The sequence below is a fragment of the Moorena sp. SIO4E2 genome (genome assembly GCF_010671945.1).
Lineage (GTDB): Bacteria > Cyanobacteriota > Cyanobacteriia > Cyanobacteriales > Coleofasciculaceae > Moorena > Moorena producens.
In genome coordinates, this window is sequence record NZ_JAAHIE010000208.1 from 1 (window position 1) to 11,725 (window position 11,725).

Below are 11,725 nucleotides of genomic sequence, written 5' to 3' on the forward strand. Positions count from 1 at the left end.
TAGGGGAAGAAGTCGTACACTTACATCATATTGATGGAAACCACGATAACTGGAAACCAAAGAATTTGCTAGCAGTTCATCACAGCTGCCATCAACTAATCCACGGAAGCAGACCGAAAGGTCAGGATATCTAGGAGCTGGGTGCGGTGAAAGTCGCACGCCCAGATTTGAAGGAGAGGTGCCCTGGGTAATACCAGGCATCGACTCTAACGAAGTCATTTGTCAGAAGTCAAACTCTTGCGCTTACAAAGGGTGTGAGACTAATGTCGATGTCCTAACTGCCCTGTCAGCCATGCAAAGCGCGAGTGGGGGAAACCACGCCAGTTGCTCATGGGGGGAACCCCCAAGACCGCACTGGCTCCCCAAGACCGCGCTGCATCGCTGGCGACTGCTATAACAAAAGTTTTTTTATTAAAATCGGCAATTTGGCAACACAGCATTCTACTGTAGCTGCTTTTATAGATAGGGTGCAACATTTAACCTGTACAAACCTACTCACAAGCAGATAGGACGATGGTATAGCATTAGTTAAAACTAATGGTTGTTGCCGACAAAGCAATGCCAAAAGCATTGCGCTAATTTTCTTAATGGAGGCTCTGCTGCCTACTCTCAAACCGCACTGTAACTTCACTCAGTCCATTATTTTACGTCGCTTAACTTACGACCAGCTGTTTTAGCTTTTAGTTCTTCGTTGGGCGGTAGTGTTCCGAAGTTAAACAAGTTACTAACTTATTTGATTATAAAACAGTGGATAATGTTTGACAAGGTTTAGAGAGCTATAAGGCCAATAGTTGCACCTCGGAGGGTTGGACATCTATACAAGCATATCAACTGCAAGCAGACTATTTAGGTGATCTAACCGTGGTCAGATCACCCTAGAAAGTAGAGGCGCTAAAAGCACTGTCTTGAAGTGTTCAACTGCTTAAGGTTCTAACGGCTATAACTGTAGTTTTATAACTGTAGGTTTAGTCAAAGAGATTTCATCTATTTATCAATTTTATCAAAATAATCAATCAAACATGATGGAGCAGGGTGTTATGACCTACCGCGATCGACTAAGCCCATGGTGTATTATCAAGCCACTTCCTAAAATGCAGCGAATTATTGTCGCTCGCTTTCGTCGCCGAACTGACGCTGAGGCTCATCTACAAGTTCTGCGCCGACTGATGCCTGACATGAAATATATACTCATTTTTGACCGAGACCCGGAGCAAGAGGAAATTAATACACTAAGCGCTAAATTAACAGTATAATAAACAATACAGGTAAGCTATCAGCGAACAGCGATTAGCGCTACGCGCATATGCTTACGAATACAGTCGGATCCCTTGTAGGAGCTTTTAGTGATCAACTTAACCTCTAGCTCAGGTTTTTTTGGAATAGGATTTAACTGTAGTTAACTCAATAGTATAGCCTTGACGCATCGGTTTGGTTGGTCTTTAGAAGAGCGAGATCCAGAAGTAATTAAATCCTATCTGCCCCAGTGGGAATGGTTTTATCGCTACTACTTTCGGGTGAAAACTGATGGCTGGCAGCACATTCCGGACAGTAAGGTGCTGTTGGTTGGTTCCCACAATGGTGGATTAGCTTCCCCTGATATGGTGATGATGATGTATGACTGGTTTCGCCGCTTTGGCACCCAGCGTCCAGTTTATGGTCTGATGCATTCCAATGCCTGGCACATTTATCCAGCCCTGGCGCAGCTAGCGGCAAAGATGGGGGCAATCATGGCTCATCCCCAAATGGCGATCGCTGCTTTTCGTAAGGGAGCTAGTGTCTTAGTCTATCCAGGGGGTGCCCAAGATGTGTTCCGTCCCCATAGCCAGCGTCATCAAATTCAATTGGCTGGACGTAAGGGCTTTATTAAACTGGCACTACGAGAAAAGGTTCCCATTGTTCCGATTATATCCAACGGTGCCCATGATACCCTGATTGTCTTAGGTGACTGCTATGAACAGGCACGACAACTAAACGAGTTGGGGATGCCCTGGTTATTTGGTCTTGACCCACAAGTTTTCCCAATTTATCTCGGTTTGCCTTGGGGATTGGGGATTGGTCCTCTACCCAATATACCCTTGCCCATACCTATTACAACTCGTGTTTGCCCTCCGATTGTTTTTGAGCGTTATGGTCGTGTTGCTGCTCGCGATCAAGATTATGTTAATGCTTGTTACCAGCAAGTTTCTAATCAAATGCAATCGGAGCTAAATCGTTTGGTTGCTGGATTATGAGTAACTGTTCCAATTTTAGGGTTTAATGAGCATAGCATTTAAATTTTAGAGATTGGATTTTTGATTTAATGCTCCCTACAGGAAGCCTTATACCTAATCCAACGTTGTTAATGGTCAATTCTTTCCTTGAATTACCTAGCAACTAGTATTAGTCCTAGGGAGCATTAATCACTCGGTGACTCTTGCTTGGTAGTTATCCCGGCAAACCCTCAAAATTTCCTGGTCACTATCACTAATAGAACTAATTGCTTGATATCCTTCTAGTCCAACGTGGTAAGGATAAGTAATAGCGCTATAGCGATGGTCAAGGCTTAGCCGTTCACCAACTATAGCAATGGGTGAGCGCTGTTCACGGGAAATGGTATGGGACAAAGCGGTTTGGTTGTAGGGATCAATAACCGTCAAATTCATTTGTTTTGAATCTAGGGTGCCGTAAAAACAGCTATACTCTGACTGAGGCATATATACCGCACCAAGCACCTTGCCCTGATTCGCTTCAAATACTAGATATTCTTGACCAATCTGTCCTGGTTGTGAGGATTCACCATAGAGGTAGATGCCATCATCAGGCATTGATGCATTTGGATTCGTTGCTTGAGTGTACGCTCTACCTGTAGTATCAATGGCTTGATCTGGCCGTTGAGGTGCTGCTGTTGCTATAGTTGATGAGGTAGTTACCAATCCTATCGTTAGCAATAGCCTTGTCAGGGGTAGTTTTCTAAGATTTAGCAGTTGACGTGCTGACAAGAACGATCCAGTTAATTGGTTAAGCATCATACTTACCCCCTTTGAAAAAAAAACTGTAAGACACCCTAAGCAAAAATTCTGAGAGTTTAGACCATCAATTGATGAAGCCATAATCAATCAGAAAAAGTTAATTTTTCCTAAACCAGAGTTATGTTGACTCTTAAGGTTATAAACCTATTTAAGCCTAAACTATGCTTTGGTTTGTTCCTTTGTTGATCGGTTTATCAACTGTCACAGTTGGCGCTGGTCATAGCCTGAAATTTTGCTGAAGCTTGACTATCAGCTTTCACCCAGCTATTGGTTGACCCTTGCTCAAGCAATAGCTGGGTGACCTTTTGCTGAAATAGGTGAGTCCAGACTCATCTTTTATTCAACCCTTGGAATAATTTTTCGTCCAGGTTAACTTAGAAATTGCTTCTTAAATGGCTCTCCCAGGTTTTTTTACCTCCTCACTCTCCCGTTTTGATGTGAAAATTTTGTGAACTTATCGGTGAACTTATACAGTGATGTCAATTTTGCTCTGACTATAGAAATACTCCAAAGGTCAGAACAGAGATTTCGGTGTTTTTTACATTTCTTTACAAAAAAATAAGTGGTAACCGTTTCTGGCTACCACTCATGCTTGGAAGACAGTCAACCATTAGCTAGCTAGCGATGTACTCCCGGAAATTAGCATGGCGACGCCGTAGCTGTGCTAAGGCTTGATGTTCTAACTGGCGTACCCGTTCACGACTGAGGTTAAGTCGCTTACCAACTTTAGCCAGAGACAGCTCTTTGCCATCCTCTAACCCAAAGCGTAGCGCTAGCACTTCCCGCTGTTGGGGGGTAAGTTCTGCTAACAGCAGATTTAGGTCTTGCCGCAAGGACTCCTGAGTGGTGTAGTTAACCGGTGTTAGACCATCATCTTCTAGCAGCTCAGACAGCTCTGTGTCTTGGTTATCTCCGACCCGAACGTCAAGAGAGATGGGCTGACGAGCAATGCTCAAATATTCCCTAATCTGAGCTGGTTCTAAATCCAACTCTTTAGCAATCTCGGTGGGAGTAGCATTGCGACCTAGGGTCTGGGATAGTTCCCGTTGTACTTTCTTAATTTTGTTGAGCTTTTCGGTAATGTGGATAGGCAGCCGAATTGCACGAGCTTGCTGAGCGATCGCACGGGTAATCGCTTGCCGAATCCACCAATAGGCGTAGGTGGAAAACTTGTAGCCCCTGGTTGGGTCAAATTTCTCAACCCCTCGCTCTAAGCCCAAGGTACCTTCCTGGATCAAGTCCAAGAATTCCATGTTGCGCTTTTGATATTTCTTAGCGATCGCTACTACTAGGCGCAGATTCGCTTCAATCATCTTGCGCTTGGCACGAGTACCTTGGTCTATGGCTTTTTTCAGTTCTGCTTCGCTCTTATTAACGTACGAAGCCCACTCTTCAGTTGTCGGTTCGCGCTCTAGCTCCTGTGCCAAGGTGGCTTTTTCCCCTAAGAGTGCCATCATTTGCTGCACTTGCTTACCATAAACAATTTCTTGCTCATGGGTCAGCAGAGGTACGCGACCGATCTCATGAAGATAGGTACGAACCATATCTGCTGAGAAGGTAGGCTTGGTCGGCTTGGTCGGCTTGGTAGTTTTGGTTTTGGTTTTAGAAGTGGGCATGGGTGAGTGGTGACTCCAAAAACAAGCAGTATAGTAGATTCTGTTGCGGATGTTTACTCCATCAAGTAACTACAATCTCTTTCCCTTGAGATTATTGCGCCATGGATTGCCTTACATTTATTACAAGAGGTATTAACCACCTACCTCCTTCGTTAGAAAGAGATTTAAGGGTAACATTGACGCTCTATACTAAGTCAAGTTTTTCTAGGTTTTGTCTGGGGCTTTCCCCAGCTTAGGTACTCCTACAAGTTGACCAGGCTCTAAAGCTCATTACTCTTGAAGCGTGGGTGTTGTACCCGCCACCCAATCGAAGATGTGGGGTTGATGGATTCCAGTTTCATCTGCCGCTGCCCCCCTGTAGCTATATAAGTATCTATACTTGATATATACTTATATATAATATATAAGGTATTTACAGATTGGTCTTACACAGCGTCCGGAGGTTTGGCTGATCGAGCCTTACTCCTGTAGTAGTTTCCTACTAACCTGGCAGCAACCAGCCTCCCGCAGGTGGTTTGAGGTCTTTAGGTTAATCCCCTTTAGTAATGGTTAAATCAGATTAATTCGAAGTCATTATGATTTCAACATAGCTCCATTGTATTACATATTTAGACCCCGGTAAAGGTGAAAAGGTTCAACAATTGTTTGCTTTGACGAAAAAATAGCAATATCATAGGGACAGAGTCAGTAGATTACATTGGTGGGACGACAGGACCTTGGTGGGGCTTAGGAGATTAAGCCTCAGGTACATCCTCCATTAAAATAATCACCCAATAATCAGGAAATAGATAGATACTCCAAAGTGAGATAACCGAACTGATAGGGGTCGTGATGTCTAGACACGCAGCATGAACTGCCACTGGTAATTCAATAATTGGAAGTAATTGGTTGGAGTTGGCTAGGGGGAACTTAGCTAACTATAGAATTAAGAAAGATCCACATCCGACCAACTAGCGCTTAAAGAAAACACTGTGCCACACACGATTGTTACCGATACTTGCCAAGGAATTGCTGATTGCGTTGAATGTTGCCCAGTGGCGTGCATTCATCCAGGACCAGGGAAAAATGCCCTCGGGAGTGACTGGTACTGGATTGACTTTTCTAGCTGCATTGACTGTGGCATTTGTGTCGAAGTCTGTCCAGTGGAGAAAGCTATTATACCAGAAGAGCGACCTGATTTGCAGAAAACGCCATAATTTTTTGTGACCACCCACGCTATTGGTGTGACAACTATCGCAAAGCATTAAGCAGAAAACTTGGGGATTGTGGAGTGTTGAGAAATAGTTCAAAAATTTCTCCCCTACTCCCCTGGTTAACAGAATTAAAACTTAATAAAAACTTAATAGTAAAACTCACTATTAAAACTCGATACCAGGTTGCGCCTTAATCCCCTGTTCTTTTAAAGGATGCTTGACTAAGGTCATCTCTGTGACTAAGTCAGCTCGTTCAATTAGGGCGGCTGGTGCTCCCCTACCGGTTAAGATGACATGGGAATCAGCCGGTTTTTCGTCTAGTCCAGCCAAAACCTGCTCAATGCTTAGATAGTTGAGTTTCAAGGCTATGTTAATCTCATCCAATAGCACTAGCTTAATGTCAGGGTTACGGATAAACCCTAAGGCGGCATCCCAGGCGGATTGGGCTTTTTCGATGTCTCGCTCTCGATCTTGAGTCTCCCAGGTAAAGCCTTCGCCCATGGCATGGAACTCTAATTGAGGGGGATTGTTATCCGTGGCTACTGTCCAGTGCTCTAAGGCAGCTTTTTCGGCGGGTTCCCAAGCACCCTTAATAAATTGTACAATCACAACTCGGTAGCCATGACCAAGGGTACGCAAGACCATGCCTAAGCCAGCGGTGGTCTTACCTTTGCCATTGCCGGTATTAACCACAATCAGCCCTTTTTGTTTGGAGGCTTTAGCTAGGCGTTGTTCCTGTATCTCCTTGCGTCGCTGCATTTTTTGCTGATATTGCGTCCGCGTTAGCCCAGTGCCAGAGGAATCAGCGGTGTTTACCGATTCTAGACCTTGGTTGGAATCACTGGCAGACTTGATTGTGGTATTCATGTGTTTATGATCAATTCATTTTGAGCGACTCTTTAGCATACAGCATCAAAGACTGTAATGCTTCTAAAGTATCCCTGCCAACACCAAGAAACTTATGGTATCCCCAAAACAGAGGAGTGCTGCTGATCAAGCTATCCCACACCAGCTGACGCGATCGCATAAAAGTCGTGTGAAAATCCCAAATAAAATCTCCATTGGGGTGCTTTTGGCCTTACTCTCTTGCCTAATTTTGTCGTTTCAGAATATAATTATAAATGTAATCTTTAATCAATCTTGGCTCTTTGGTCTACAGAATGTTCAAGTGGGAGGCCTGATGGCTCCTGGTTTTGGCAACTCCCTGCTGATTCTGTGGCTAAAGATGCTGGTGGTAGTACCGCTAATGGCATTTGTGGCTAGGTTACTCTACCCATCGGTATGGCGAGATATTAGGCGTTGTGCTCACTCGGGAGACTTGCCTTTATTTAGCCAGATCGTGGCGAGTAGCTTCTTTTTATTTTTATCCCAAGTGCTATTATACCTATCATTAGGTCTTATTCAACCAGGGGTAGCAATCACGATTTTTTTTATATATCCGATTGTGACGGTAATCTTGACAGGATTGCTGTTTGGTAATCGTACACATCTATTTCCCTGGGATCTATTTAGCCCACATCTAGTTCGTGGTCTAGTCATGGTTGGTGTTGTGGGTGGAGCGTTGCTTATTTCCCTACCTAGTCTTGCAGCTAAGCAGCCCTCTTCTGAATTGGGAGTTCTAGCTGCAGCTGGTGCGGGTTTGACCTTCGCTGTTTACATTATCTTGACCCAAGTCAGTGCTAGAAAGCTCAACCCTATTCCTTATAGCTTTATTAATTTTACATTAATTTTGGTATTTTCTAGCCTGAGCTTATCATTTCCCCTAGATCAATCCTGGCGTTTTTTTGTTGAACCCACCCACAGAATGGCTGTATACCTAAGCTGTCTGGGGTTGGGGGTGATAACGTTAGTGAGCTATCTGGTGCAAAACCTTGCCATCAGGCTCATTGGTGGGCGTCCAGCTTCGATTATCGGGTCAACAGCACCAGTGTTAACTACCGTCTTAGCCGTGGGGATTATTCAACAAGGTTTACGGTTACAGGAAATTATCGGATTGTTTCTGGTAACGTTAGGGGTGGTAACCCTAAGTATGGAAAAATTGCGGCATCAGAGTTGGAAACGATCACAGTAAAGAAAAAATTAAGCGTAATTGGATATTGACCAACGTGGCACAGGTTATTCTGGAAAACGTTTATAAAAGTGTTCCCGCCCGGAAAGGGGATACTGTTGTTGCACCAGTAACAACGGAACCTAAGGTGACAAACAACGAAGAGTCACCAAGCCTTGAAGCAGAAAAGTCTGGACAGACACCTAAAACCCTTAATATCTTGCGGCGCATAAATCTGGAAGTCAACGATGGCGAGTTTATGGTGCTGGTTGGTCCTTCAGGCTGTGGCAAAAGTACTCTATTGCGGATTATTGCTGGACTAGAGGAATTGACTGCGGGCAAAATCTGGGTGGGGAACAGACAAGTTAATGACTTACCACCCAAAGAACGAGACATCGCCATGGTGTTTCAAAATTATGCCCTCTATCCCCATCTGAGTGTCTATGAAAACATTGCGTTTGGACTCAGACGAACTGGCTATGGGCAATTCAACACGGCAGAAGACTCTAATGGGAACTCTAATAGTGTGCATTGGGGAAAGAATATGCCACCGCAAATCAAGCAAGGGCTTGTGGCTACAGGCATGTTGAATGGGGAAGTTCGCTCGAATCTGGAAAATGTCTTAACCACAATGACGCGATCGCTTCCTCGGGAACTGCGATACCTCTCCGAACGAGAGAAAAAGATTGATCAGCAGGTTCGCAAAGTAGCTAAGTTGCTACAAGTAGAACACTTGCTGAATCGATTGCCAAAGCAGCTGTCTGGGGGACAAAAACAACGGATTGCTCTGGGACGGGCAATTTCCCGTAATCCCCAGGTGTTTTTAATGGATGAACCCCTATCTAATTTGGATGCTAAACTCCGGGCAGAGACTCGCAGCCAAATTGTAAAACTACAGCGGCAGTTAGGTACAACTACGATCTACGTCACCCACGACCAAACCGAAGCCATGACTATGGGGGATCGGATCGCGGTGATGAAAGACGGTCGCATCCAACAGATTGCTGCCCCTCTAGAAATATATAATCAACCTGCTAACCGGTTTGTGGCGGAATTCATTGGTTCACCACCGATGAATTTTATCCCGGTTCAGGTGAAAGCCCCTCGGGTAGTGTGTAATTCTGATTTCCGCCTGACTCTTCCAGAAGTTTGGGAACCGATACTGCACCAGTATGATGGTCAATCCTTAACCTTAGGAGTTCGTCCTGAACATATGAGTATCAGTGCTCCTGCTCCCAAAAACTTGATGGTGACCGTTGATCTAGTGGAAGCCTTAGGTAACGAGACTTATCTATCCGTGAGTATCCCTGAAGACTCTAGCCCTCTTCAGGTCAGAGTGCCACCAGATAAAATTGTCAGAATAGGTGACGAAATTTGGCTGTCCATAGACCCAGAGAAGATTCATTTATTTAACCCCCATGATGGGATGGCGATTACTAAGTCCTCTATTAGCTAAGTGGTAAGTTCCGTAGGGTGCGTTAGGGACGAGCGATCCCTGATTTTCTCGGTAGCCAGTGTTAGGACAATCCGTCCCGTAACGCACCACCCAAAGGGCTGACTGCTAGACTTTCCCTCAGTTTTCGCAAACTTCTACTCTCGAAACCAGAGGAATTGATACAAACAGAAAAACATCAAGCGAGAGTTAGCCACTTAATTCCCATACGTGGGCGGCGTTAGCGTAGCGTGGCCAAAGGCCAGCGTACCGGGATTTATCAAGGGCTTTCGTGTTAAACTAGAATCGTAAGTAAGAACAAGGTTGGTTACGTTGATTTTTTGCTAGTACGGTGGAATACCAGCCAGTAAGAGACGGGGTAAATCCTACGACTATGGAACAGGCAAGCAATGCAGCAAAAATGAGTAATTTATTGCCCTGATTTGTTTGGTACAACCACTCCGAAAGCTAATTAAATTAGAAGTAAATCCACAGGTTAACTTTTTTGGTTAATCCGAGGGAGGTAGGGCAGTTTTGAGTCTGCCACAACGGTACAGACTAGACTCAATCTTTAGTCAGTATTGTAAGCGTCGTGGAGCGCGGTTTTAACCCGCGTAACGACATCAACTTAGAATCCACGCGGTTTCAACCCGTGGAGAACTCAAAGGATTATAACGTTAATCCCTGATTCGGATCCCCCTAAATCCCCCTTAGTAAGGGGGACTTTTGCGTGGAATTATCTCCTTAGTCAGGGGGAGTTTTGCGTCGAATTTCCTCCTTTGTTCAGGGGGAGTTTTGCGTCGAATTTCCTCCTTAGTCAGGGGGAGTTTTGCGTGGAATTCTCTCCTTTTTTAAGGGGGACTTTTGCGTGGAATTCCCTCCTGTTCTGACGACTCCCGATTCCCTCAAAATTTTTTTACAAAACTTTTCAAAATATGCTATAATATAATAATTTTTGTGCTACAATAAAATTGTCCACTTTAAAATAAACGGTAAGAGCCAGCCTACGGATATTCCTCAGGCCAAGGCTGGCTCTGGCTCCCACTTAAAGGAGATACATTCATTATGTACTATGGTCTAAGCCTATACCCATGGGTACTGGTGAGGCTATTGCCACCCATGCCACCATTGGTTTTCGCTCGGTTTGACAAACTTTGTGATGCCAAAAGCTATGTGCAGGCTCTGAAGCGGCTCATGCCTGATGCTAAGTTCCTTATTTTTTTGGATATCAGTCTGCCGATGGATCAAGAAGAATAGGGAGTTAAGGAATCAATAGGAGTAGAGTGGGCAGGATGCCCGCTCGAAAATAGCCGTTGCTCAATTAAGGAATGAATAGGAGTAGAGTGGGCAGGATGCCCGCTCGAAAATATATTGAAACTGGCAAGATGCCAGTTCTACGCAAGATGCCAGTTCTACGCAAGATGCCCGTTCTACGCAAGATGCCCGTTCTACGCAAGATGCCCGTTCTACGCAAGATGCCCGTTCCACAAAACTTTGAAAATCATTCCATTATTCACCCCCACACTAGGTGCTCGCAAAGTGCTCCCGCAGCAAATCGTGGATGAATCGATAGCGTCCACCGACTTGCTTGATCAAGCGGCGTTCTGTGGCATAGCTCAGGAAATGGGCGTAATTCCAGGGGATTGAACCACTGCGCCAGAGAATGAGGCGGAGGACGAAGTGCTGAATGACTGGTCTGCCAGCAAATGAAAAGCCCAATAACATTGCTATCATAAAAGCACCAATTAACCCAATTAATAAACTGACTGGTTCAACATTCTCTGCCGAAACTAGAGGAAGTAATACAACCGACAAGAAAATTACAGGCCAACTAATTAAACTAACAATAACGATATTTTTAGCGGATTCTTTAATCCCCTGATTGGGTTTATTTCTGGTTTTTATTTCTTCTTCAGTCAGCCCTTTAATCAGCACGAACATCAGCTCACACATCAGCCCTCCAATCAGCCCTAACATCAGCCATAAAATTAGCCGGAAAATTAGCCCTAAACTCGACCCTACAAACAGCCCTGAAATCGGCCCTACTGAAATCGGCCCTAGAATTAGCGCTAAAATTGGCGCGCAAATTAGCATTTGAATTATTATGTTTTTTATTTCTTGCCATGAAAATTTAATAGTTTCATAAGGCTTTATTCTTTTATCAAAAATCGAACTGAAAGTAATTGCTAAAAACAGCCCTAAAAACAGCCTAAAAATCAGACATAAAATCAGACATAAAATCATAAATAAACTTATTTTATACAATTCCTTGTCTCTGGAATTATTCAACATATTAGGCTGCATTTTTTCAATCAAAAACTCGGTTTGTTGTCCCTCCTTCAATCGTTTAGCAAGCCAGCCTAACCAGCGCCTTGTTTCCTCTTCTGAATAACCTCGACGGTTATGGTATTCCTTTAGTTTACGGTCAA

The 11,725-nt window shown here is 44.2% G+C and carries 11 protein-coding genes and 1 pseudogene; 6 read left to right on the forward strand and 6 right to left on the reverse strand.

The features are described from left to right. Nucleotides 1–260: 260 nt before the first annotated feature. Nucleotides 261–440: a hypothetical protein gene (locus tag F6K37_RS20440; RefSeq protein ID WP_154659836.1), complete on the reverse strand. Its 180-nt coding sequence runs from the start codon at nt 438–440 to the stop codon at nt 261–263. 597 nt (nt 441–1,037) lie between these two features. Here F6K37_RS20440 and F6K37_RS20445 point away from each other — a divergent pair. Then, nucleotides 1,038–1,253: a hypothetical protein gene (locus tag F6K37_RS20445; protein ID WP_044493701.1), complete on the forward strand. Its 216-nt coding sequence runs from the start codon at nt 1,038–1,040 to the stop codon at nt 1,251–1,253. Nucleotides 1,254–1,415: 162 nt separating this feature from the next. After that, nucleotides 1,416–2,231: a lysophospholipid acyltransferase family protein gene (locus tag F6K37_RS20450; RefSeq protein ID WP_008186000.1), complete on the forward strand. Its 816-nt coding sequence runs from the start codon at nt 1,416–1,418 to the stop codon at nt 2,229–2,231. 168 nt (nt 2,232–2,399) lie between these two features. Here F6K37_RS20450 and F6K37_RS20455 read toward each other — a convergent pair whose 3' ends face one another. Together F6K37_RS20455 and F6K37_RS20460 are read right to left on the reverse strand one after the other, a co-directional pair. Then, nucleotides 2,400–2,912 carry a hypothetical protein gene (locus F6K37_RS20455; RefSeq protein WP_287251765.1) on the reverse strand — a complete coding sequence of 171 codons (513 nt, stop codon included), beginning with the start codon at nt 2,910–2,912 and terminating at the stop codon, nt 2,400–2,402. A 710-nt stretch (nt 2,913–3,622) separates the two neighbouring features. Next, the gene (locus F6K37_RS20460) at nt 3,623–4,624 is read right to left on the reverse strand and encodes an RNA polymerase sigma factor, RpoD/SigA family (protein ID WP_008186003.1); all 1,002 of its coding nucleotides are present in this window, start codon (nt 4,622–4,624) and stop codon (nt 3,623–3,625) included. Nucleotides 4,625–5,595: 971 nt separating this feature from the next. On the opposite strand from F6K37_RS20460, the gene F6K37_RS20465 reads away from it, so the two are divergent. Then, entirely contained in the window at nt 5,596–5,820 is a 225-nt protein-coding gene (locus F6K37_RS20465) for a ferredoxin family protein (protein WP_071986901.1), read from the forward strand. A 162-nt stretch (nt 5,821–5,982) separates the two neighbouring features. Here the strand turns inward: F6K37_RS20465 and cobO are convergent, their stop codons facing one another. Then, nucleotides 5,983–6,684 carry a cob(I)yrinic acid a,c-diamide adenosyltransferase gene (gene cobO, locus F6K37_RS20470; RefSeq protein ID WP_008186006.1) on the reverse strand — a complete coding sequence of 234 codons (702 nt, stop codon included), beginning with the start codon at nt 6,682–6,684 and terminating at the stop codon, nt 5,983–5,985. 94 nt (nt 6,685–6,778) lie between these two features. Between cobO and F6K37_RS20475 the strand changes: the two genes are divergently transcribed. The 3 genes from F6K37_RS20475 to F6K37_RS20485 all read left to right on the forward strand — a co-directional run bounded on the left by F6K37_RS20475 (nt 6,779) and on the right by F6K37_RS20485 (nt 10,553). Further along, complete coding sequence (locus tag F6K37_RS20475; protein WP_287251766.1) at nt 6,779–7,888, forward strand: DMT family transporter; 1,110 nt, start codon at nt 6,779–6,781, stop codon at nt 7,886–7,888. A 34-nt stretch (nt 7,889–7,922) separates the two neighbouring features. Next, the gene (locus tag F6K37_RS20480; protein ID WP_044493623.1) at nt 7,923–9,320 is read left to right on the forward strand and encodes an ABC transporter ATP-binding protein; all 1,398 of its coding nucleotides are present in this window, start codon (nt 7,923–7,925) and stop codon (nt 9,318–9,320) included. 1,041 nt (nt 9,321–10,361) lie between these two features. Beyond that, the gene (locus tag F6K37_RS20485) at nt 10,362–10,553 is read left to right on the forward strand and encodes a hypothetical protein (protein WP_287251768.1); all 192 of its coding nucleotides are present in this window, start codon (nt 10,362–10,364) and stop codon (nt 10,551–10,553) included. Nucleotides 10,554–10,613: 60 nt separating this feature from the next. Here the strand turns inward: F6K37_RS20485 and F6K37_RS20490 are convergent, their stop codons facing one another. Together F6K37_RS20490 and F6K37_RS20495 are read right to left on the reverse strand one after the other, a co-directional pair. Further along, nucleotides 10,614–10,784: a hypothetical protein gene (locus F6K37_RS20490; protein ID WP_287251769.1), complete on the reverse strand. Its 171-nt coding sequence runs from the start codon at nt 10,782–10,784 to the stop codon at nt 10,614–10,616. Between the two features lie 36 nt (nt 10,785–10,820). Beyond that, nucleotides 10,821–11,725: pseudogene (locus tag F6K37_RS20495) on the reverse strand (NACHT domain-containing protein); the annotation flags it as partial.

Excerpts from the sequence above, each read along its gene's own strand:
- F6K37_RS20440 (WP_154659836.1), bottom strand. The coding sequence starts at position 440 with ATGCTGTGTTGCCAAATTGCCGATTTTAATAAAAAAACTTTTGTTATA.
- F6K37_RS20445 (WP_044493701.1), top strand. The coding sequence starts at position 1,038 with ATGACCTACCGCGATCGACTAAGCCCATGGTGTATTATCAAGCCACTT.
- F6K37_RS20460 (WP_008186003.1), bottom strand. The coding sequence starts at position 4,624 with ATGCCCACTTCTAAAACCAAAACCAAAACTACCAAGCCGACCAAGCCG.
- cobO (WP_008186006.1), bottom strand. The coding sequence starts at position 6,684 with ATGAATACCACAATCAAGTCTGCCAGTGATTCCAACCAAGGTCTAGAA.
- F6K37_RS20475 (WP_287251766.1), top strand. The coding sequence starts at position 6,779 with ATGGTATCCCCAAAACAGAGGAGTGCTGCTGATCAAGCTATCCCACAC.
- F6K37_RS20485 (WP_287251768.1), top strand. The coding sequence starts at position 10,362 with ATGTACTATGGTCTAAGCCTATACCCATGGGTACTGGTGAGGCTATTG.